This is a genomic window from Curtobacterium sp. MCLR17_054, assembly GCF_003234335.2.
Classification (GTDB): Bacteria; Actinomycetota; Actinomycetes; order Actinomycetales; family Microbacteriaceae; genus Curtobacterium; species Curtobacterium flaccumfaciens.
The window spans coordinates 988,877-1,010,529 of the sequence record NZ_CP126263.1 but is presented as its reverse complement, the minus strand read 5'-3'; the positions used below and the strand labels follow the sequence as shown (position 1 = coordinate 1,010,529).

Sequence of the window (21,653 nt, the reverse complement as noted above, 5' to 3'; positions counted from 1 at the left end):
AGCCAACCCCACACCGCATCGCCAACCCCGCACCGTGCCTCCGGTCTGCGCCGCGGCTCACCCCGCGGCGAGCGCCGCCGTCCACACCGCGTGCAGTTCGTCCGCGGCCCCCGGGTGCGCCACGAGGAACGGCTCCCCCACGGGCGGGAAGCCCTCGACGGGGCCGGACCGCGTCAGCACGACGCCCCCGGCCTCGTGCACGAGCAGCACCGCGGCACCGTGGTCGACCGGGTTGAACGCCGAGACGCAGCCGCCGATCCCCCGCCCGGCCGCGACCTGGGCGATCGTCAACGTTCCCGATCCCTGCACCCGGAGCGTGCACGACCGGTCGGCCAGGGCGTCGAGGAACGCCCCGAACCCCGGCCACGGGCGGTGTCCGTCGAGCTCGGTGCCGACGACGGCGCCGGCGAGCGGCCGGGGTGTGTCGTCGAGTCGGAGCTGGCGGTCGCGCAGGGTGGCGCCGCGGCCGCGTCGGGCCTCGAGCACCTCACCGCGCCAGGGGTCAGCGACGACGCCGACGAGCGGGCGGCCGCCACGGGTCAGGCAGAGCGACATCGAGGTCCACGGCACGCCGTTCGCCAGGTTGGTGGTGCCGTCGACGGGGTCGAGGAACCAGCGGTGCCGGTCGCCGGGGGCCTCGCCGTACTCCTCACCGGTGAAACCGTGCGTCGGGAACACCATCCGCACGCGGGAGCGGACGTGCTGCTCCACCAGGCGGTCGACGTCGGTGACCAGGTCGGCGGGGTTCGCCTTGGTGTGGACCTCGCTGACCGGGTGTTCACGCGTGTAGGCGATGACCTCGTGGGCGATGCGGTGGGCCAGGGCCTGGGCGCGCGAGGCGACCTCGGTCTCGGTGGGCTCGCGGTCGCGCTCGGGCCAGCCGTCGCGCTCGGCCGCCGACAGGGCTGCCCCGATGGACCCGACGTCGTTGGTGGTGATCGAGTCGACACCGAGCCGGGCTGCCCAGATCGCGGGCTCGACGTCGTCGATGGTCCAGACGGCGACGCGCAGACCCAGGGCGTGCGCGACCTCGACGGTGCGCGGGGTGAGGAACGCGACGTCGAGGTTGAGCGTCGAGGGGTCGAGCGCCTCGAGGTCCGCCGACACCGGCGGGTCGAGCGACTCCCACGCCAGCCAGACGTCGGCATCGGGCAGCACGGAGCGGACGGCTGCCATCGCCGCCGGCGCCCCGCACCAGGCCACCGCGGTGGAGCCGGTGAAGCCCGCGACGGTGCGGGCGGCGACCAGGGCGTCCGCGGCGTCGGTCAGGTCGACGAGCAGGGTGGACCGGCAGCCGTCGAGCCGTTCGAGCGCCCCGTCGAGCCGCGGGATCCGGTCGAGGCCGTTGCCGAGCCGGGCGACGTCGCACCAGTCGACGTCGGACACCCGGCGGGCGTCGCCCCACATCCGGCCGAGGGTCTCGTCGTGCAGCAGGACGGCGACGCCGTCGGCGGTGCGGCGGACGTCGACCTCGATCACCTCGGCGCCGAGTGCCTCGGCGACCGCGATGGCGGGCAGGGTGTTCTCACGCCGGACGCGCGGCGCACCGCGGTGGGCGACGAGGCGTGGCGGGCGCACGCCGGGCCTCCCGTCCGGACTGGTCGAGACAACACGGTCGACCGCAGCCGCAGCGGAGACCGTCGACGTCGGCACCCCCGCGCTCATCGGGCGGCCTCGAGCAGCACGCCGTCGCGGTGGACGAGCACCTCGCCCAGCCGCACCCCGGTCTCGGTGCCGACCGCCGGCGGCGGCCCGGTGACGTAGGCGCGGAGCTCCGCGCCGTCGGTGCTGAGCACGACCTCGGCGAAGTGCCCGCGCATGAGCACCCGCGCGACCGTCGCACGGATCGGCGAGTCATCGGTGAGCACGACCTGCTCGGGGCGGATCACCACCGTGTCGGCCGCCGTCGGGCTGACCGAGGTGCCGGCGAGGAACCGGCCGGTGACGACGCTCGTCGACCCGATGAACGACGCGACGAAGCTCGTGGCGGGGCGGGCGTAGAGCTCGGTCGGGGTCGCGATCTGCTCGATGCGGCCGTCGTGCATCACGGCGATCCGGTCCGAGATGCTGAGCGCTTCGTCCTGGTCGTGCGTGACGATCACGGTCGTGATGCCGAGCCGCTGCTGGATGCGGCGGATCTCGTCGCGGACGCTCACGCGGAGCTTCGCGTCGAGGTTCGACAGCGGCTCGTCGAGGAGCAGGACGTCCGGCTCCTGCACGATGGCGCGGGCCAGGGCCACGCGCTGCTGCTCACCGCCCGAGATCGCGGTCGGCTTCGAGCCGGCGTGGTGGCTCAGGCCGACGAGCTCGAGCGCGTCGCGCACCCGCTCGGCGACCCGCTGCTTCGGCACCCGTCGGGTCCGCAGCGGGAACGCGACGTTCTGCGTCACCGTCATGTGCGGCCACAGCGCGTAGTTCTGGAACACCATCGCGCTCGGCCGGCGCTCCGGACCGAGCGACGTGACGTCGCGGTCCCCCATGGTCACGACGCCGCCGTCGGCGGGCAGGAACCCCGCCACCATCCGGAGCGTCGTGGTCTTGCCGCAGCCGGACGGACCGAGGAGCGAGACGAGCTCGCCCTTCGCGACGTCGAGGTCGATGCCGGCGACGACGTCGCGCCCGCCGAGCGTCTTGCGCAGTCCGCGGATGGTGAGGCCGCCGGATCGGGTCCGGTCCGTCGTGCTGCCGTCGGCCTGGAGGCCCGGTGCGCGTTCCGCGACGAGCGTTGCGTCCGTCATCTGGTCGCCTTTCGTGCTGGTGTGGGTCATCGGTGTCTGTCCGGGTGTCGGCCCGGTCGGTCGCGGCCGGGTCATCGGATCTGGAAGCCGTCCGCCAGTCGGCCGCCCATGATGTGCTTCCGGGCGAGCAGCAGCAGGACCACGGACGGGATGCTCAGCGCGATCGCGAACACCGCCGAGACCTGGCGTGGGGAGTTCAGGACGAGCGAGTACATCGCCGTCGGCATCGTCATGTACGTCGGGGCGCCGACCAGGTACGTGCCCTGCGCCTCGTCGAAGGACGCCAGGAACGACATCACCATCGCGACGAGGATCCCGGGCCAGGCGATCGGGAACGTCACCTTCCAGAAGGTGCGCCAGCGGCTGGCCCCGGCGTCGCGGGCGGCTTCCTCGAGGGACCGCGGCACGGCCGAGAAGGCAGCGGCGGGCAACCACGTCATGAACACGACGCAGCCCAGGACGTGGACGATCAGGATGCCGGTGACCGTGTTCATGAGGTTCAGCGCGGTGAACATCGCCGACATCGTGACGAAGAGGCCCATCTTCGGGAACGCGTTCGTGGCGAACAGCCCGACGAGCACGAGGCGCCGCCCCGGGAACTCGATGCGGCTGATCGCCCACGCGGCGGGCAGGCAGACCACCGCGGCGATGAGGACCGTGAGCGGGGCGAGGACGAGCGAGTTCTGCACGGCGACGGCCAGACTGCGGTCCTCGAACACGGTGCCCCACCACTGCAGGGTCCAGCCGTCGGGCAGCAGGTTCGGGTAGGTCCACGTCGTCGCGAAGGCCCGGGCGGCCAGCCAGACGAGCGGCCCGAGGATGAACACGGCCAGCACGATCGCGGTCGCCCAGACGAGGGCGTTGCCGGTCAGACGCTTGATCACTGCTGCTCCTGACGCTTCTTGTCGAGCTCGCCCGCGTTCGAGCGGACCGTCGAGCGGAGGTAGAAGACACTCGCGGCCGCGGCAAACGCGAACACGATGAACGCCATCGCCGTCGACTGCTGCGGACGGTTGTAGGCCTGGAAGTACTTCGAGATGTCGACGCCGAGCATCGTCGGCGCGTTCGGACCGGTGAAGTACGGCACGGTGAACGAACCGAGCACCCCGATCACGGTGAACGTCGTCGCGATGACGAGCGGGGTCGCGGCCATCGGCAGGAGCACCTGCCAGACGACGCGCCAGGTGCTCGCCCCGGCGTCCTTCGCGGCCTCGACCAGGGCGTCCGGAGTGCCCTGCAGCGCCCCGGCGATCATCAGCACCGCGAACGGCAGGCTGGTCCAGACGCTGCCGAACACCACGGCGACGAGGGTGTAGCCCCACACCGGGACGTCGAGGCCGAACTGCGCACCGAGGCTCCGGAGGAACCCCTGCGCGTCGGTGAAGGTCAGGATCGACCAGCTCGCGATGACCACCGGCACGAAGATCGGCACCACGGCCAGGACGCTGAGGGTCTTGCCGAGGAAGCCGCCGCGGAGCCGCAGGATCACCGCGACGACGACGGCGAGCCCCACCGTCAGGCCGGTCGACAGTGCCGTCACCCCGAGGGTCGCGACCAGGTCACGCAGGAACGTGGCGTTGCCGAGCAGGGTGGCGTAGACCGCGAACGAGAAGCCGCGCACGGTGTCGCCGCCGATGTCGGCGAGCGCCTGGTTCAGGCCACCGGTGAACCCGAGGCTGAACAGGGCGGCGTTCACCACCGGGACGCCGACGAACAGGACGACGACCAGCACCGGGGCGGCGACGAGGGCGAGGCCCTGCCACCGCCGGCGGCGGGCCAGCCGCTCCTGCGCCGTGCGCCCGCTGGCGGGGTGCGCCGGGCCCTGGGCGTGGGGCGGGACGGGCGGGAGGCCCCTGGCGGAGTCGCCACGGGCCTCCCGGCCGGTTGCCGGGCCGTCCTGGACGGTCTGGGTCACTGCGGGACCTTCGCGTCCCACGCCGCGTTCATGTCGGCGGCGAAGTCGCTCTGGAACCCGAGGCGGAGCTGCGAGGGGTTCGCGTCGGCGAACTGCTCGGCGACCGACTTGGGCAGGCTGTCGAGCGGGATCACCGGGTAGCCGGAGACGGCGCTCGCGACGAGCTGCTGCCCCTTCGCGCTGAGCACGAAGTCGGCGAGCTTCTCGGCTGCCGCCTTCTTGGCCTTCGGCTCGGTCTTGGGGATGCCGAGGAAGCTCGCGCTGCCGGTGAACGACGGGTCCTCGATCTGCACGGCCTTGGTGGTCTTCGGGATGATGCCGGTCTTCTGCGAGGTGATGAACTGGTCGCTCCAGACCGGGGCCATCGCGATCTGGCCACTGCCGAGCAGCTGCACGACCTGGTCGTTGCCGTTCGGGTAGACGCCCTTCTGGTACGTCGACGGGCCGAGGTCCTTCAGAGCCGCGAAGCCCTTGTCCCACTTGGACTCGAGCGACTTGTCGTACTTCGTCTGCATCGTCTCCTGCTCGGCGGGCGTCAGGTACTTCGCGAGCACCGTGGCCACGAACGAACCACCCGAACCGCCGGACGACGGGGAGTTGTAGGCGAACTCGCCCGGGTTGGCCTTGATCCAGGCGAGCAGGTCGTCGAGGGTCTTCGGCGGGTCCGTGACCTTCTTCGCGTCGTACGCCAGCAGCACGCTCGAGGCGCGGTACGGGATGGCGCTGTCGCCGCCCTGCTGCTTCGTGGCGTCCGGGACGTCCTTCAGGTTCGGGATCGAGCTGTCGCTGACCGGTGCCATCAACCCGGCTTTGCCGGCGGTGGTGACGAAGCCGGCGTCGACGAGGTCGTACGCGACGGACTTGCCGGCCTTGACCGCGGTGGCGAGGTTCGCCTGGGTCTGGGCGTCGTGCTCGCCGTGCAGGTCGATGCTCGTGCTGACGTGGATCTTCGGGTTGGCCTTCTCGAAGGCGGGGATGAGCGACTTGTCCCAGAGGTCCTGGACGTTGGTGTCGCCGCTGATGAACACGGTGAGGTCGGTGGTGCCGTCGGTGTCGGAGGCGTTCGAGGCGTTGGCGCTCTGGACGCAGCCGGAGAGTGCGACGGTCGCGGCTGCCGCGATGGCGAGGCCGGCGAGGACTCGGGTCTTCACGTGGGTTCTCCCTGTTCCGTGGTGCGTGGGGTGTGCGGGGTGGGGGCGTGGGGGCGTGCGGGCGTGCGGGGTTCGTGCGGGCGGGACGTGTGGGAACGTTCCCGCGCCGGGGTCGAGTGTGGCGCTGCCGGGTGAACTCCGGGTGCCTCCGGCGTCGCCGCCGGGTGAACTCCGGGTGCGGTGGGGCGCGGTGCTGCGGTGCTGCGGTGCTGCGCGTCGGATGCGGTGACGGCGCACGGTGCGAGTTCCGCCGACCCGTGCGAGGTTGACCGCTTCGTGCCCGGCTACAACCCTGCACGGAGCGGTCTACTCGCCCCCGACCGGCGAAGGATGCACCGTGCGCGGCCCCGTTCGCTGCCGACGACCCCGCACCCAGCAGCCAGGTCTGCCCTGGGCGACGAACCGCGCACCGTGCGCACCGGCAAGAGGCCGAACAAACTCGCACGGTGCGTGGCTGAAGCCCCTCAGCGCGACATGCGGACTCCGGCCCGGCGGAGCTTCGCGCGGAGGACCCACTCGTTGCGCAGGTCCGACCAGGTGAGCCGCACCACGGTTCGCACCTCGGGGAACGCGCGGAGCCGGTCTTCCCGGATCTTCTCGTCGAACAGCGCTTCCTCCGGCGTCCGTCCCCGCAGGTACGCACTGCTCCGGTACTTCACGGCTCCGTCGAACTCGACCACGACCCCGGCGTCCGGGAACCAGAAGTCCACGACGATGTCCGGCTCGCCGGGCGCTCGGAAGCGGTGCTGGAGGACCGGCGGTGGTGTCCCGAACTGGTCGAACCGCGCTCGTGCGTACGACTCCCCCGGTGAGTCCGATGCGGGATCGGCGAACCCGATCGCCCGGAGCGCCCGACGTCGTCCCTTCTGCCCGCGCCGCTCGATCGCCGACCGGACGTCCTCGCGCTCGACCTCGCGACGGAGGAGCGCATCGAGGGACACGACTGCGTCGGTGAACGGCAGTGTGAGTGCGAGGTCGGTCGCCAGCCGGTCGAGTCCGCACAACACCAACCCGTCGGGCGTGGCGACCGGACGCTCGTTCCGTTCGGCGTCGAGGTCGGCGTGCACCACGAAGGTCGCGTTCGTGGTGCGCCGGTCGGCACCGCGTGAGGTCACGTGGATCCGTGTCGGTGGTGGGGTGAGCAGGGGCACACCGAAGACGACGGCGGCGGAGACGTGCGAGATCAGGTCTCCGGCACGGATCCGGTCGGCGAACGAGCGCAGCCGAACGTGGTGCTGCTCGCTGGGGCGGAGTGCGGCCCATCCCGCAGACTCCGCGTACAGTCCGCGTGCTACCCGTGTGAGCTCCCCCGCAGCGGCCCGACGTCTGATGACATCGGACTCGTCGGGGCGCTGGGCGGACGTTCGGAACGTGAGGACTTCGGGGACCGGTGCGAGCTTGAGGTTCATTGACATACTCGTGATGCTCCGGATCCTCCGCCTTCGGAGCAGCACCGCGTGGGAGTGCTGTGGAGGACCAGCCCCGCCGACCACCTTGTGGAGGAATGAGCGAGCAGCCGGGGGCCTGCGAGAATGAGCGGGTGAACGCACGCACCTGGGGTTGGCTCGCAGCCGTCATCGACGTCGTCCTCATCGTCGTCTTCGCGCTCATCGGGCGCTCGTCGCACGGTGAGGCCAACACGGCGCTGGCGCTCTGGACCACCGCCTACCCATTCCTGGCGGGTTGGGCGATCGGGTACGTGACGAGCGGCGCCTGGGCTCGACCGCTGCGCTTCTGGCCGACCGGTGTCGTGGTCTGGGTCCTCACGGTCTTCGTCGGTCTGGCCATCCGCGTCGCCACCGGGCAGGGGGACGTCGACGGCAACCCGCTGCCGATCTCGTTCGTCATCGTCGCGACCATCGTGCTCGGGGTGTTCCTGCTCGGCTGGCGCGCGATCGCCCGCGGTGTGCTCCGGTTCACCGCGTCGCGGTCGCGACGGGACGCCGCAGCGTCCGACGCGTGAACGGCAGCCGCGGTTCCCAGCCGACCATCCTCGACGTCGCCGCACGTGCGGGGGTCTCGAAGTCGGCGGTGAGCCGCGTGCTCTCCGGGACCGGACGGTTCTCGGACGAGACCCGCGAGCGCGTCGAACGAGCGGCAGCCGAGCTCGGGTACGTCGCGAACGCGATGGCTCGCGGGCTGGTCAGCGGGCGGACGAACACGATCGGGATGCTCGTCCGAGACGCCTCGTCCATGGTCTACACCGCACTGCACGCCGTGATGGAGCGCCGCGCATCGGAGCTCGGCTACCGCGTCGTCACCACGACGGGCGTCGGTCGGGTCGAGGACGAGAAGTCCGCCCTCGCCGCACTCGTGTCCATGCGCGTCGACGGGCTCGTCGTGTGCAGCGGCCTGATGCCGTCCGCCGACATCGCCGAGTTCGCGCCCCGCATCGCCACCGTCGTCGCGGGTCGGCCCGAGCTGCACCCGGCGCTCTCGAGCGTCTACTGCGACGAGGTCGACGGTGGGGCTTCCATCGCGGACGCCGTCGCCGATGCCGGCCACGCCACGGCCGTGGTGTTCACCGTCCCGCTCGACAACGCGATCACGCAGCACGCGCGATCGTCGGCGATGCTCGAGCGGCTCCGAGCACGAGGCGTCCGGGTGATCGACATCGACGCGAGCTTCGTGCGGCCACCCGACGACCTCGCCGCCGACCTGGTGGACGTCGTGCAGGAGTCGGGCGTGACCGCGGTGATGTGCCCGACCGACCGGCTCATGCTCGACGTGTGCGAGGCGCTCGCCCGCCGCGGTGTCAAGGTCCCGCGCGACCTCTCCGTCACCGGGTTCGACGGCGTCTACCCACTGGCGAGCGACTGGATCGGCTTCACGACACTCGAGCAACCGATCGAGCGCATCGGCCGCGAGGCCATCGACCTCGTCATCGGCCGCATCGACGACCCCACGCGCCCGGTCGAGCACCGCTCACTGCGCGGCACCGTGATCCCCGGCCGCACCCTGCTCCCCCGCTGACGCCGATCCCCCGACCCGCCGACCTCGCACGGTGCGCGTCGACTCGACCCGTGCAGGCTCCGGGACTGGCGCACGGTGCGAGGTCGCTCGGACCGCGCACGGTTCGTGTTGCGGTGCGAGGCTCGAGAAGCACGCACGGTGCGAGGTTCGTCAAGTGGCGCCACCGTAGTGGCTCGGTGCGGCGCTACAAGCGTGCACCGAGCGGACAACCTCGCACGGGCCGACACAGACAGCACCGTGCGGCTTCGGCCCACGGCCGCAGCCGCGCACCCGCACCCGCACCCGCGCCCGCACCGCACCTAGAACAGCCCGCTGCGCGGCCCGTCCTCCGGCCCGTCGAACCCGCGGAACATGTCCGACACCAGCGCCTCGATCTGCGGCTCCACCAGGCGTTCCACGGCCTCGGCGATCCGCGGCCGGTGGTCGAGGAGCGCCAGGCACACGGCGGTGCCGGTCGACCGCGCACACTCGTCGGACAGCGCGATCTCGTGCCGGAGCGCGGCCTTCGCCTCGTCGGACAGCGGCTCGCGCGGCGTCTGCTCCCCCGCACCGGTGCCGGCCAGCTCGCCGAGGGTGAACAGGAACGGCGACCCCGGCGACGGCTCGGGGTCCACGTCGAGGCCCTGGAACTCCGGCGACAACCCCTCGGCCGGCTGGTACCCGGCATGCCGCTTCCGCGCCGCCGCCCGCTCGAGTTCGCGCTGCAGCAGCGGCAGGTTCTTCGCCGTGTAGTCGTCGACGGCGTCCTCGACGATGGTCGAGATCCGGCCGATCAGCGCGTGCTGGACGGCGTGCGGCACGTCGGGTCCGAACCCCGCGGCCGCGGCGATCGGGGACCCGGTGCACTTCCGGCAGATGCGCGTGCGCGGGCGGGCGGTCCCGATCTGCCAGCGCGGCAGCCAGCGCAGCCACAGGTCGACCGCGCCCCGCACGCGACCGTCGATGCCGTCCATCCCTCAACAGTAGGCCTGGAGGCGCGGATCACCCCCGGCACACCGCGCCGGTCGGGCAATCCACCGGTTCTCAGGCCTGTGGTTCCGTCACGAAGTCGATCAGCTCCTCGACACGGCCGAGCAGCTCCGGCTCGAGGTCGGCGAAGGTGCGCACCTGCCCGAGGATCCGCTGCCATGCCCGGGCGATGTCTGCCTGCTCGGCGTGCGGCCAGCCGAGCGCCTGGCAGATGCCCGCCTTCCACTCGATCGAGCGCGGGATCGTCGGCCACGCCCGCAGCCCCACCCGCGCCGGCTTGACCGACTGCCAGACGTCGACGAACGGGTGCCCGACGACGAGCACGTGCGCGCCCCACTTGCCACGCATCACGGCGTCGGCGAAGCGGGACTCCTTCGACCCGGGCACCAGGTGGTCGACCAGGACCCCGACCCGGCGCTCCCGCGTCGGCTGGAACTCGTCGAGCACCGCGGCCAGGTTGTCGACGCCGGAGAGTTCCTCGACCACGACGCCCTCGACGCGCAGGTCGGCGCCCCAGACCTTCTCGACGAGTTCCGCGTCGTGCTTCCCCTCGACCATGATGCGGCTGGGGAGCGCCACCCGAGCACGCTGCGACTCCACGGCGAACGATCCGGACGCGGTGCGGAGGCGACCGCCGTCGGACGCCTGCCGCACGGCGGGCGCACCCCCGGGCCTCCAGTCCGAATGAACGGAACCGACGGAACCAGCGGCACCCGCACGGCCAGCAGCACCAGCCCCAACAGCACCCCCGGCAGACCGGCCGACCGGCGCCGACGGCCGCCCCAGCGTCACCAGCTCACCCTCGAGCAGGAACTGCCCGGTGAAGGGGAAGGAGCGCGTGCGGCCCTTCCAGTCCTCGAGCGCGATGTTGCCCGCCTCGAGCCCCACCACGGCACCGGCCCACCCGGAGTCCGGGTCCTCGAGCACCATGTCCCGTTCGAGCGGCACCTGCCGCACCTTCTTCACCCCGCGCGAGCGCCAGTCCCCCGAGAGCACATCGCCGCCGTACCGGTCGTCGTCCACCCGCACGAGGGTACTGTCGACGACGGCCCGGACGACGTCGACCGCGCCGGTTCCCCATCATCTCGACGGAAGGCCCGCCCGTGCGCGCAGCGATCATCCACGCCCCGAACGACATCCGCGTCGAGGAGCGCGACCGACCCGGGCTGCTGTCCGGAAAGGACGTCGTCGTCAAGGTCCTCGCGGCCTGTGTCTGCGGATCGGACCTCTGGCCTTACCGCGGCGTCACCGAGACGAAGCAGCCGCGGCCGATCGGCCACGAGCTCGTCGGCGAGGTCGTCGCCGTCGGTGACGACATCACCGGCCTGCACGAGGGCGACTTCGTCATCTCCCCCTTCACCATGAACGACGGCACCTGCCAGGCCTGCCGCAACGGCATGACCACCGGCTGCGACCACCTGTCCGGGTTCGGCAGCACGGACGCGTACGGCGACCCCGTCGGCGGCGCACAGGCCGAGTACGTGCGGATCCCGGACGCCGACGCCACGCTCGTCGCGGTCCCCGGTCCGGTCGACCCGGCCCTGGTGCCGTCGCTGCTCACCCTGTCCGACGTCTTCTCGACCGGTCACCACGCCGCCGTGTCGGCAGCGGTCGGCCACGGCAAGACCGTCGTCGTGGTCGGCGACGGCGCGGTCGGCCTGTCCGCCGTGCTCGCCTCGAAGCGGCTCGGGGCGGAACGCATCATCGCGATGAGCCGGCACGCCGACCGTCAGGCGCTCGCCCGCGAGTTCGGTGCCACCGACATCGTGGCGGAGCGCGGCGACGAGGGCGTCGCGGCGGTCCGCGCGTTGCTCGGCGGCGACCTGGCCGACTGCGGGGTCGAGGCCGTCGGCACCGAGGAGAGCATGGACCAGGCGCTGCACTCGGTGCGCCCCGGTGGCAACGTCGGCTTCGTCGGGGTCCCGCACGGGGTGCCGACCATCGGCACGCGCTACCTGTTCGACACGAACATCGCGATCGCGGGCGGCATGGCCCCGGCACGGAAGTACATCCCGGAGCTGCTGCCCGACGTGCTGTCCGGCGCGATCGACCCCGGTCGCGTCTTCGACCTGGAGCTGCCGCTCGACGAGGCCGCCGAGGCCTACCGCGCGATGGACGAGCGCCGGGCCATCAAGGTGCTGCTGCGCCCGTAGCGGCGCGCGTCGTGGACGCACCGGCAGACGGACGGGAGGCCCGTGGCGGCGTCGCCACGGGCCTCCCGTCCGTCGTCTGGTCGCGTCGACAACCGGCGGCCCGCCCGCTCACGCGTCGCGGATCGCCAACACCCGGTGCGGCGAGGCCGCCTCGGCCCGCCATCCGCCGGGCAGCACGTCGCGGAGTTCGGGCACGGTGAAGCTCCGGCGGATCGACCGCAGGCCGTCGACCCGGATGAACGTCCCCGCCGCCACGAGCGGTGACGCCAGCGCGTACGCCCGGTAGGCCGCCGGCGACCGCCGGATGTCCGAGTGCAGGCTGCGCCCGCTCGCGAGCAGCTCGGAGTCGGCCAGGAACCCCCGCCGTTCCTGGTCGCCCAGGTGGTGCAGCACGTGGTTCGACACGACGACGTCGAACCGCTCACCCGCCGCGACGAGGTCACCGCTCGACTGCTGCCGGAACGTCACGCCGGTCGGGGACGACCGCCGTGCCGCGGCGATGGCACGTTCGTCCGGGTCGACCCCGACGACCTCGAGGTCGAAGCCGTCGCTCGCCGCCCAGCGCACCAGCGAGCGGGCCAGGTCGCCGCCGCCGCACCCTAGGTCGAGCACCCGGCCGCCCCCGCTGGCGGGTAGGGCCGGCACGACGTGGGACCGCCAGGCCGCGCGCCAGCCGCTCACGAGCGCGTTCACGACGGCGAATCGTCGGAAGGTGCGCGCGAGGGCGCGCGGGTCGCAGTCCGGGTCGTCCATCAGTTCGGTCAGGTCGAGCGCGCGGGTGCGCAGGTCGACGGCCGGGAGGCCCGTGGTGCCGCCGCCCTGACGGCTCACGCCGAGCCCGTGGTCGCGACGGGCACGCGGGCGGGCGAGACAGCGGGCTCCGCCGCGGGCAACGCCGCGGGTTCTGCCGCGGGCGACGCCTCGGTCCGCACCGCGGTGAGCCGTGCGCTCTCGACGGTGAGCCCGGGGCCGAAGGCGAGCGCGACGACGGCGCTGCCGTCCTCGAGACCGGCGTCGACGGCGTCGCGCAGCACGAAGAGCACGGTGGCGCTCGACATGTTGCCGTGTTCCCGCAGCACCCGCCGGCTCGACTCCATGGCGCTGTCGGGCAGGCCGAGCGACTCCTGCGTGCGGTCGAGGATGGCCCGGCCGCCCGGGTGCACCGCCCACACCGGCACGTCCGACGCCGGCCCGCCGTCGAGCAGGGGTTGCACGGCGCTCGGGACGTGCAGGCCGACGAGCTTCGGCACGGCGGTGGACAGGACCATCTCGAAGCCCTCGTCCCCGATGTTCCACGCCATCTCGGACGCCCCTTCGGGCACCACGGCCGTCGTGAAGTCGTCGAAGCGCAGACCGGCTCCGTCCCGGGCGACGACCGCGGCGGCCGCACCGTCACCGAAGACGCTGTTCGCGACGATCTGGTCGGGGTCGTTCGAGGCGCGGACGTGCAGGGTGCAGAGTTCGCCGCAGACCACGAGCACGACGGCGTCCGGGTCCTGGTCGACGAACGCCGCGGCGATCCGCAGCGCGGGGAACGCGGCGCAGCAGCCCATGAAGCCGATGTGGTGCCGGAAGACGCCCCCGGGGAGCCCGAGCTGCTCGACGACGTCGATGTCTGGCCCAGGCTGGGTGAACCCGGTGCACGACACGGTCACCAGGTGCGTGACGGCCTCCGGCGCGATGCCGGCACGTTCGACGGCGTCACGGGCGGCCGCGACGAACAGCGGCGGGGCGAGCTCGCGGTACCGGTCGTTGCGCGAACCGGTGGACGGCGAGCGCAGGGTGCCGTCGTCGTCACGGAAGGCCCCACCGGCACGCGCGGAGTCGAGTTCCTCGAGGACGGTGTGCCGCTGGTCGACCGCCGACCCGTCGAACGCGGCGGGGACGAGCCGTTTGCCGAGCCGCCCGAGGTCGGGTTGGGCGGAGAACAGGTCACGCACCCGGGGCTGGTCGAGGGTCGTCTCGGGGACGGCGGTTCCGATGGCGCGGATCGTTGCGGACACGACTCATCCTGTCACCGGATCGCTGACGCGTCCCCAGGATGCACACGGCGACCGGGATGCATGGAGGGCACGGCACCGACCGGTACCGTGCCCTCCGTGGTGGGACTGCCTAGGACTGCTGCGCGCGCTCCAGCACGAGTTCTCGCACACGGGCGGCGTCGGCCTGGCCCTTCATGGCCTTCATGACCGCACCGATGATCGCGCCGGCTGCCTGGACCTTGCCGTCCTGGATCTTCGCCAGCACGTCGGGCTGCGCCGCGAGTGCTTCGTCGACCGCGGCCGTCAGGGCGGAGTCGTCCGAGACGACCTTGAGCCCGCGGGCCTCGACGACCTGCGCCGGCGAGCCCTCGCCCGCGATGACGCCCTCGAGCACCTGGCGTGCCAGGCGGTCGGTCAGGTCGCCGGACTCGACGAGCGCGATGACCTCGGCGACGTGCTTCGGCGACACCAGGTCACCGGGGGCGGCGTCCTGCGCGTTGGCGACGCGGCTGATCTCACCGGTCCACCACTTGCGGGCGGCCTGCGGTGCGGCGCCGGCGGCGACGGTGCCCTCGACCTCGTCGAGCAGCCCGCCGTTCACGACGTCCTGGAACTCCAGGTCGGCGAAGCCCCAGTCACCCTTCAGGCGACGGCGGCGTGCGACCGGGGCCTCGGGCAGCGAGGCACGGAGCTCGGCGATGACGGCCGGGTCCGGCACGACGGGCAGCAGGTCGGGCTCCGGGAAGTACCGGTAGTCGTCGGCGTCCGACTTCGGACGACCGGCCGAGGTGCGGCCGGTGTCCTCGTGCCAGTGGCGGGTCTCCTGCGTGATCGTGCCCCCGGCGGCGAGGATCGCGGCCTGGCGCTGGATCTCGTAGCGGATCGCCCGCTCGACGGCGCGGAACGAGTTCACGTTCTTGGTCTCGGTGCGGGTGCCGAGCTTCTCCTGCCCACGGGGGCGCAGCGAGATGTTCGCGTCGCACCGCAGGTTGCCGCGCTCCATGCGGGCCTCGGAGACACCGAGCGCCCGGACGAGGTCGCGGATGACCTGCACGTAGGCGGCTCCGAGCTCGGGGGCACGGTGCTCGGCGCCGAAGATCGGCTTCGTGACGATCTCGACCAGGGGCACACCGGCACGGTTGTAGTCGACGAGCGAGTACTCGGCGCCCTGGATGCGGCCGGTGGCACCACCGACGTGCGTCAGTTTGCCGGCGTCCTCTTCCATGTGGGCGCGTTCGATCGGGATGTTGTAGATCGTGCCGTCGGAGAGCTCGACCTCGACCTCGCCCTCGTAGGCGATGGGCTCGTCGTACTGCGAGACCTGGTAGTTCTTCGGGTTGTCCGGGTAGAAGTAGTTCTTCCGGGCGAACCGCGAGGACTCGGCGATCGAGCAGCCGAGCGCGAGCCCGAGCTGGATCGAGTACCGCACGGCCTGCGCGTTCACGACCGGCAGCGACCCGGGCAGCCCGAGGTCGACCGGGGTGACGTTCGTGTTGGGCTCGCCGCCGAAGAAGTTCGGGGCGTCCGAGAACATCTTGGTCTTCGTCGCGAGTTCGACGTGGACCTCGAAGCCGAGCACCGGCTCGTAGCGCTCGAGCGCCTCGTCGAAGTCCATCAGCGCGTCCTTCTGCGCCATCAGATCACACCTTCCTGCGCAGCGGACTGCTGACTCTGGTCGAGGTCCGGGACGGACGCGATGAGCGGCGCGCCCCACTGCTGTTCGAGCAGACGCTCGAGGGCGGCACCGTAGCGGTACAGCCGGGCGTCCTCACGCTGGGGCGCCATCAGCTGCACACCGACGGGCAGGCCGTCCTCGGGCGCGAGGCCATTCGGGATGCTCATGCCGGGAACGCCGGCGAGGTTCGCCGGGATCGTCGTGAGGTCGTTGAGGTACATCGCCAGCGGGTCGTCGATGCGCTCCCCGATCGGGAACGCGGTCGTCGGCGCCGACGGGCTGACGAGCAGGTCGACCTGCTCGAAGGCGGCCTGGAAGTCCCGCTGCACGAGCGTGCGGACCTTCTGCGCCGAGCCGTAGTAGGCGTCGTAGTAGCCGGCGCTCAGGGCGTAGGTGCCGAGGATGATGCGCCGCTTGACCTCGGGCCCGAAGCCGGCTTCACGCGTGGCGGCCATGACGTCCTCGACGGTGGCACCGTTCTCGGGCGTGACCCGGAGGCCGAAGCGCACCGAGTCGAACTTGGCGAGGTTCGACGACGCCTCGGCCGGGAGGATCAGGTAGTACGCGCTGATCGCGTACGCGAACGACGGGGCGTCGATCTCGACGACGACCGCACCGGCCGACTCGAGCAGCGCGACCGTCTCCTGGAAGCGCTGGGTGACACCGGCCTGGAACCCGTCGCCCCCGGCGAGTTCCTTCACCACGCCGACGCGCAGGCCGCGGAGCGTGTCCGCCTGCAGCCCTTCGCGTGCGGCCGCGGCCATCGAGGGCCAGGCGTCCGGGATGGACGTGGAGTCCTTCGGGTCGTGCCCGCCGATGACGTCGTGCAGGAGCGCGGCGTCGAGGACGGTGCGGGACACCGGGCCGATCTGGTCGAGGCTGGACGCCAGGGCGATGGCGCCGTAGCGGCTCACCCCGCCGTAGGTCGGCTTCACACCGACCGTGCCCGTCACGGCACCCGGCTGGCGGATGGAGCCACCCGTGTCCGAGCCGAGGGCGAAGGGTGCTTCGTGCGCGGCGACCGCAGCGGCCGAACCACCGCCGGACCCGCCGGGGATCCGGTCGAGGTCCCACGGGTTGCGGGTCGGCCCGTAGGCCGAGAACTCGGTGGTCGAGCCCATCGCGAACTCGTCCATGTTGGTCTTGCCGAGCGGCACGAGGCCGGCGGCGCGGAGCTTCGCGACGGGGGTGGCGTCGTACGGCGGCACCCAGCCCTCGAGGATCCTGGACCCGGCGGTCGTGGGCATGTCCTGCGTGCACAGGACGTCCTTGACGGCGATCGGCACACCGGCGAGCGGCCCGAGGTCGTCGCCCGCGGCACGGCGGGAGTCGATCGACTTCGCCACCGCCAGGGCGTTCTGGTTGACGTGCAGGAACGCGTGCACGTCGCCGTCGACGGCGGCGATCCGGTCGAGGTGGGCCTGGGTGGCCTCGACGCTCGAGACGTCGCGCGCCACGAGGGCGTCGGCGAGCGCCGCGGCGCTCAGCTTCGTGATGTCGTCAGTCACTGTTCTTCGCCCTACTGTTCTTCGCCGAGGATGGCGGTCACGCGGAACCGTTCGCCGTCGGAGTCGGGCGCCCCGGAGAGCGCCTGCTCCTGCGTCAGCGTCGTGCCGACCACGTCGGGTCGGGTGACGTTGCCGAGCGGCACGGGGTGGCTCGTCGCCGGGACGTCGTCGGTCGCGACCTCGGCGACCTTGGCGACGCTCTCGACGATGTGCGACAGCTCCCCGGTCAGCTTCTCGATCTCGTCGGGCGTGAGTGCGATACGTGCGAGGTTCGCCAGGTGTGCGACCTGCTCGCTCGTGATGTCAGGCATGGTGCTCCGTCGATCGGTTCGTGGAATGCCCCACAGTCTATTGGCTGCGTCGGGCGCGCAGGCGCGGCTGTGGACAACCCCCTGGAGGCCCGGTGCCGGTCCGCCGGACCGGCACCGGGCCTCCAGGGGGTCGAGGGTCACTTCCCGTTCTGGTCCCCCGCAGCCGGTGCCGCCGGGGCCACCGTCGCGGCGGGCGCCGGCGCAGCCGGGGCAGCGGGTGCAGCAGGCGCAGCCGGAGCAGCCGTCGGCGTCGTCTGGTCGTCCTGCGCCGTCCCCTGCCCGGACGAGGACCCCGACGAAGACGAAGACGAAGACGACGACTTGCTCGCCTGCCCGATCATCGCCTGGTTCGGCGCCGGCAGCGCTCCCCCGCCGACGGTCTGGTCGAGGTACGCCATCATCGACTTCCCGACCCCGAACTTCGCGCTGTACCCGGTGGTGCCCTGCAGGAACGGCCAGTTCGCCAGGCTCACGCTCCCCTGCACGTTGCCGACCCAGGTGGCGTTCGTGTACTTCGTCGACGACGCGACCAGCCAGTTCTGCACGTCACCGTCGGTGGTGCCGGTCTTCGCGAACTTCGCCACGCTGTCCCCGGGGTTCGCGCTCGCGGCGGTGCCCGAACCGGACAGGACGCCCTGCAGCGCGTAGTCGACCGTGCCCGCGACGTCGGCGGAGACGCCCTGCGTGCAGGACGACGGCGTCGGGGTGATCTTCGTGCCGTCCGCCTCGGTCACCGAGTCGATCGCGGTGGGCGTGCACACGATGCCGCCGTTGGCGAAGCCCGCGTAGGCCTCGGCCAGGTCGATCGGCGACAGCTCGTTCACGCCGAGGATCGAGGACGGCGTCTGGCCGAGGGCAGCCCCGTCGGCACGGTGGATCCCCATCGCCTGCGCGAGCTGGGCGATCTTGCACAGGTCGAGCTGCTTGCCCATCGCGCCGAAGGCCGTGTTGATCGACTCGACGGTCGCGGCCTGCACGGTCATCGACGCCGGCACGGACTCCGCGTTCGCGACGGGCCAGACCCCGCCGCTGACGTTCTGGCAGGAGTTCGTGAACTCGGAGTTCTGGAACGTGTGCTCGGTGGTGGAGACGGACTCGGACAGGGTGTGCCCGCTGGCGAGCCACTCGGCCAGGGTGAACACCTTGTAGGTCGAGCCGGTCTGGAACCCACCGGAGTTGCCGTACCCGGAGTCGGCGCTGTAGTTCACCGCCGTGGCACCGGCTGCGGCGTTGTCCCCCTGCGTGTAGGTGGTGTTCTGGACCATCGACATGATCCGGCCGGTGCCGGGCTCCACGGTGACGTTCGAGCCGCCGACGTCGACGCCGGCCATCGTGGCCGGCACGTAGGTGGACAGGGCGGACTGTGCCTGGCCCTGCAGGTCGAGGTCGAGCGAGGTGTGGATCTGCAGGCCCTTGGTGTCGAGTGTGGCGATGCGTGCCGCCGCGGTCTTGCCGAACGCGGGGTCCTGCAGCACCTGGTCGCGGACGTAGTCGCAGAAGTACCCGGCGTCGTAGTGCGTCGCGGCGGTCGAGCACCCGTTGGCGGTCTCGGTGATCTTCGGCGTGACCGGCGTCGCGATCGCCTTCGTCATCTGTGCCTTCGTGATCGACCCGTGCGCCTGCATCCGGCGGAGCACGTAGTCGCGGCGCTCCTTCGTCAGCTCGTACCCGTTGGCCTTGCCGTTGTCCTTGTCGCTCGGCACGTCGATGCGCAGGTTCGACGGGTTGTTGAGGATCGCGACGAGCGTGGCCGACTGCACGAGCGACAGGTCCTTCGCGTGCACGCCGAAGTAGTACTCGGCCCCGGCCTCGGCCCCGTAGACCCGCCCGCCGAGCCCGACGATGTTGAGGTACCCGGTCAGGATCTCGTCCTTCGAGTACTTCTTGTTCACCGCGATCGCGTACCGCATCTCCTGCAGCTTGCGCTGCGGCGTGACGCCGGCCGCGTCCTCGTAGCAGGCTTCGACCTTCTTCTCGGTGGCGGCCTGGTCCTTGCCCGTGAGCTCCTCGCACTGCTGCACCAGGACGTTCTTGACGTACTGCTGCGTGATGCTCGAGCCGCCCTGCACGTCCCCGCCGACGACGGTCGCGGCGACCCCGCGGAGCGTTCCGAGCACGTCGATGCCGCCCTCGTCGTAGTAGCGCGGGTCCTCGGTGTCGATCGCCGCCTGCTTGAGCGAGTCCGCCATCTGGTCGGCCGTCACGTTCGTGCGGTTCTCGGCGTAGAACGAGGCGATCTTGACCTGCTTCCCGCCCTGCTCCGCGTACACGGACGACACCTGCTGCGGGGTCTGCACGTCGAGGTAGGTCGGCAGGTCCTCGAAGAACGAGACCGCCCCGGAGGTCCCCTCACCCGCGACGGCGACCGCCGGGGTCACCGCGACGGCGACGAGCATGCCGGCGAGCACGGACATCACCACGAACATCAGGAGAGCACCAGGCCATCGCACCACACGCATGACGGCACCGTAGGCAGCAGGGCTGTACTGGTTCTGCCCTGGAACGAGTGCAGGCTGCGGTCGCGTTCAGGTTGCCACCCAGCCCGTTCCGAGAACGGGTCGCGATCCGTGCGTGCGCGCGGATCCGGCCGGGAGGTCCGCAACGGCTCCACCACGTCGGCCGCCGGTCACGATCGGGTCACGACCACCGCGTCGCCACGACCGGTGGGTCCGCCCGGTCGGCGGTCGGGCACAGCCGGCCGCTCAGGGCACCTCGGCTGGTCGGTCGGTCACGGCCGGTCAGTCACGGGGCTGCAGGTCCTGCGGGCGCACGAGGTACATGTCCGGCGAGGCGCCGACGATGCCGTCACCACCCGACTTGCCGCGTCGGACCTGCTCGCGCACCAGGTCGCCGCGGCCGATGCCGATCAGGGCGACGTCGTGCAGCGATGCCGTGCCCGGCTTGAGGTAGTCGTTGTGCCCCACGGGGCGGCGGAACACGTCACCGGCCGACAGCGCATCGGCGCCCCCGGCCAGGTCGAGCACGGTCGACCCGAACGACGCCCCGCCCGGGTCGGTGCCGAAGTACCCGGAGCCCGCGATGGGGTCGCTGTGCGCACCGCCGACGAAGACCTGCCCGGTGGCGACGGCGAGGTCGTCCGCCGTCCGGACGTCGCTGCCCGGCGACCCGAGCACGGTCAGGGTGTCGGCGGTCATCCGGCCCGACGCCAGGGCCGTCATCGCCGTGGTCGACCCGTACGAGTGCGCGACGATGTTCACGCGCGGTTGGTCGCCAGCGCGGATCACGCGCAGCCCTGCGACGGTCCGTTCGAGCCGCTCCGCCCCGGTCCGGGCGAGCCCGAGCGACAGGATGTTCGACAGGTCCGGCGTGCGGTACCCCATCCACGCGACGACGGCGGCTCCCGACCCGTTGCCCGTGGCGGCGAGCGGCGCCAGGGTGGCCTGCTCGCGGGACAGGTCGTTGGCGGTGTTCGTGAAGTCGGTCATCTGCCCGGTGACCGTGAAGAACATGCCCGGCACCACGACGGTGACGTCGGCCGCGGTGTCGAGGTCGCCGATGCTGATCGCCGCCCGCCCGGACCCCCGGGTGTCGAGCGCCACCAGGAAGCGCCGCGGGTCGCCGGCTTGCTGCAGCAGGGAGTCCCGGACCTGCCCGAGCATCGCGGCCCGGGCTGCGCCGAGGTCGGCGTCGGCGAGGCCGGAGGTCAGCGTCGCGCGGTTGGCCTGGTCACGGACGGCGTACGGCACGCCCTCGAGGTTCCCGACCAGGGCGGGCGCGTGCACGACGAGTCGGTCCTGCTCGTCGGCGGGCAGGTGCGACCACCACTGCGCGACGGTCTGCGCGGGCGGCGGGTCGTCCTGCACCGTCGCCACGACACGACGGTCGGTGGCCGCGCTGCGCAGGTCGGCGGCGCCGAGTGCACCGAGGTCCTCGACGAAGGCGCGCCCGTGCGCGGCGGCGAGGTCGTCGACCCCCACCGTGGTCGACGACGACGCCGCTGCCGCCACCGGCGTCGCCACGGGAGCCGACACGGATGCCGATGCCGACGAGAGCGTGTCGTCGACCGGGACGATGCGGGTCGTGGCGGTGCTGGCGACCGTGACCTGGTGCGCCGGGGGCATGCCTGGGGCCTCGATCACTCCGAGCGAGTGCACCGAGGCGGTGAGCAGAGCCGCAGCGATGAGCAGCATTCGGGTCTCCCCCGGGAAGGCCGTCCCGACGTCCCCCTGCAGACGACGGGTGATGCTCGGTCGAGTCTATGGAGATGTCCGCGGATCATCCATGCGCGATGCAACTTGTCCCCCGAACTGGGCGCGT

18 protein-coding genes are annotated in these 21,653 nt (G+C 72.0%); 3 read left to right on the top strand and 15 right to left on the bottom strand.

Going from position 1 to position 21,653, the window contains the following annotated elements; genetic code table 11:
- Positions 1-57: 57 nt before the first annotated feature.
- The 6 genes from DEJ08_RS04885 to DEJ08_RS04860 all read right to left on the bottom strand — a co-directional run bounded on the left by DEJ08_RS04885 (position 58) and on the right by DEJ08_RS04860 (position 7,213).
- Positions 58-1,578 carry an inositol monophosphatase family protein gene (locus tag DEJ08_RS04885; RefSeq protein ID WP_181439082.1) on the bottom strand — a complete coding sequence of 507 codons (1,521 nt, stop codon included), beginning with the start codon at positions 1,576-1,578 and terminating at the stop codon, positions 58-60.
- Positions 1,579-1,661: 83 nt separating this feature from the next.
- The gene (locus DEJ08_RS04880; RefSeq protein ID WP_258367317.1) at positions 1,662-2,738 is read right to left on the bottom strand and encodes an ABC transporter ATP-binding protein; all 1,077 of its coding nucleotides are present in this window, start codon (positions 2,736-2,738) and stop codon (positions 1,662-1,664) included.
- A gap of 71 nt (positions 2,739-2,809) precedes the next feature.
- Positions 2,810-3,622, bottom strand: coding sequence for an ABC transporter permease (locus tag DEJ08_RS04875; protein WP_017886992.1), 813 nt, complete (start codon positions 3,620-3,622; stop codon positions 2,810-2,812).
- Positions 3,619-4,653 (bottom strand): ABC transporter permease, encoded by a 1,035-nt coding sequence (locus DEJ08_RS04870; RefSeq protein WP_084741116.1) that lies wholly within the window; start codon positions 4,651-4,653, stop codon positions 3,619-3,621. The genes DEJ08_RS04875 and DEJ08_RS04870 overlap by 4 nt, the downstream gene beginning before the upstream one ends.
- Positions 4,650-5,804, bottom strand: coding sequence for an extracellular solute-binding protein (locus tag DEJ08_RS04865; protein ID WP_111055667.1), 1,155 nt, complete (start codon positions 5,802-5,804; stop codon positions 4,650-4,652). The genes DEJ08_RS04870 and DEJ08_RS04865 overlap by 4 nt, the downstream gene beginning before the upstream one ends.
- Positions 5,805-6,268: 464 nt before the next feature.
- The gene (locus DEJ08_RS04860; protein WP_111054498.1) at positions 6,269-7,213 is read right to left on the bottom strand and encodes a hypothetical protein; all 945 of its coding nucleotides are present in this window, start codon (positions 7,211-7,213) and stop codon (positions 6,269-6,271) included.
- 131 nt (positions 7,214-7,344) lie between these two features.
- On the opposite strand from DEJ08_RS04860, the gene DEJ08_RS04855 reads away from it, so the two are divergent.
- Both DEJ08_RS04855 and DEJ08_RS04850 read left to right on the top strand, forming a co-directional pair.
- Positions 7,345-7,767, top strand: coding sequence for a DUF3054 domain-containing protein (locus tag DEJ08_RS04855; protein WP_258367055.1), 423 nt, complete (start codon positions 7,345-7,347; stop codon positions 7,765-7,767).
- A complete protein-coding gene (locus tag DEJ08_RS04850; protein ID WP_111054499.1) occupies positions 7,764-8,777 on the top strand; it encodes a LacI family DNA-binding transcriptional regulator in 1,014 nt (337 codons plus the stop codon). The genes DEJ08_RS04855 and DEJ08_RS04850 overlap by 4 nt, the downstream gene beginning before the upstream one ends.
- A gap of 299 nt (positions 8,778-9,076) precedes the next feature.
- On the opposite strand, the gene DEJ08_RS04845 is transcribed toward DEJ08_RS04850, so the two are convergent.
- Together DEJ08_RS04845 and DEJ08_RS04840 are read right to left on the bottom strand one after the other, a co-directional pair.
- Positions 9,077-9,730 (bottom strand): spermidine/putrescine ABC transporter substrate-binding protein, encoded by a 654-nt coding sequence (locus DEJ08_RS04845; RefSeq protein ID WP_111054500.1) that lies wholly within the window; start codon positions 9,728-9,730, stop codon positions 9,077-9,079.
- 70 nt (positions 9,731-9,800) lie between these two features.
- On the bottom strand, positions 9,801-10,769 hold the full coding sequence (locus DEJ08_RS04840; protein WP_111029524.1) for a DUF3097 domain-containing protein: 969 nt from the start codon (positions 10,767-10,769) through the stop codon (positions 9,801-9,803).
- Between the two features lie 80 nt (positions 10,770-10,849).
- On the opposite strand from DEJ08_RS04840, the gene DEJ08_RS04835 reads away from it, so the two are divergent.
- Positions 10,850-11,899: a zinc-dependent alcohol dehydrogenase family protein gene (locus DEJ08_RS04835; protein WP_111054501.1), complete on the top strand. Its 1,050-nt coding sequence runs from the start codon at positions 10,850-10,852 to the stop codon at positions 11,897-11,899.
- A gap of 108 nt (positions 11,900-12,007) precedes the next feature.
- Here the strand turns inward: DEJ08_RS04835 and DEJ08_RS04830 are convergent, their stop codons facing one another.
- The 7 genes from DEJ08_RS04830 to DEJ08_RS04800 form a co-directional block, all read right to left on the bottom strand.
- On the bottom strand, positions 12,008-12,730 hold the full coding sequence (locus DEJ08_RS04830) for a methyltransferase domain-containing protein (RefSeq protein ID WP_111054502.1): 723 nt from the start codon (positions 12,728-12,730) through the stop codon (positions 12,008-12,010).
- Positions 12,727-13,902, bottom strand: coding sequence for a type III polyketide synthase (locus DEJ08_RS04825; protein WP_111054503.1), 1,176 nt, complete (start codon positions 13,900-13,902; stop codon positions 12,727-12,729). The genes DEJ08_RS04830 and DEJ08_RS04825 overlap by 4 nt, the downstream gene beginning before the upstream one ends.
- 109 nt (positions 13,903-14,011) lie before the next feature.
- On the bottom strand, positions 14,012-15,517 hold the full coding sequence (gatB, locus tag DEJ08_RS04820) for an Asp-tRNA(Asn)/Glu-tRNA(Gln) amidotransferase subunit GatB (protein ID WP_111054504.1): 1,506 nt from the start codon (positions 15,515-15,517) through the stop codon (positions 14,012-14,014).
- Entirely contained in the window at positions 15,517-17,064 is a 1,548-nt protein-coding gene (gene gatA / locus DEJ08_RS04815; protein WP_027464607.1) for an Asp-tRNA(Asn)/Glu-tRNA(Gln) amidotransferase subunit GatA, read from the bottom strand. The genes gatB and gatA overlap by 1 nt, the downstream gene beginning before the upstream one ends.
- Positions 17,065-17,075: 11 nt before the next feature.
- A complete protein-coding gene (gatC, locus tag DEJ08_RS04810) occupies positions 17,076-17,375 on the bottom strand; it encodes an Asp-tRNA(Asn)/Glu-tRNA(Gln) amidotransferase subunit GatC (RefSeq protein ID WP_017887005.1) in 300 nt (99 codons plus the stop codon).
- 137 nt (positions 17,376-17,512) lie between these two features.
- Complete coding sequence (locus DEJ08_RS04805) at positions 17,513-19,834, bottom strand: transglycosylase domain-containing protein (protein WP_111054505.1); 2,322 nt, start codon at positions 19,832-19,834, stop codon at positions 17,513-17,515.
- A 279-nt stretch (positions 19,835-20,113) separates the two neighbouring features.
- Positions 20,114-21,526, bottom strand: a complete 1,413-nt coding sequence (locus DEJ08_RS04800; protein ID WP_111054506.1) for an alpha/beta hydrolase — start codon at positions 21,524-21,526, stop codon at positions 20,114-20,116.
- Between the last annotated feature and the right edge of the window lie 127 nt (positions 21,527-21,653).

Bases quoted from the DNA above. Each gene is read 5' to 3' on its own strand.
- DEJ08_RS04880 (WP_258367317.1), bottom strand. From the start codon at position 2,738: ATGACGGACGCAACGCTCGTCGCGGAACGCGCACCGGGCCTCCAGGCC.
- DEJ08_RS04860 (WP_111054498.1), bottom strand. From the start codon at position 7,213: ATGAACCTCAAGCTCGCACCGGTCCCCGAAGTCCTCACGTTCCGAACG.
- DEJ08_RS04845 (WP_111054500.1), bottom strand. From the start codon at position 9,730: ATGGACGGCATCGACGGTCGCGTGCGGGGCGCGGTCGACCTGTGGCTG.
- gatB (WP_111054504.1), bottom strand. From the start codon at position 15,517: ATGGCGCAGAAGGACGCGCTGATGGACTTCGACGAGGCGCTCGAGCGC.
- gatC (WP_017887005.1), bottom strand. From the start codon at position 17,375: ATGCCTGACATCACGAGCGAGCAGGTCGCACACCTGGCGAACCTCGCA.
- DEJ08_RS04805 (WP_111054505.1), bottom strand. From the start codon at position 19,834: ATGCGTGTGGTGCGATGGCCTGGTGCTCTCCTGATGTTCGTGGTGATG.
- DEJ08_RS04800 (WP_111054506.1), bottom strand. From the start codon at position 21,526: ATGCTGCTCATCGCTGCGGCTCTGCTCACCGCCTCGGTGCACTCGCTC.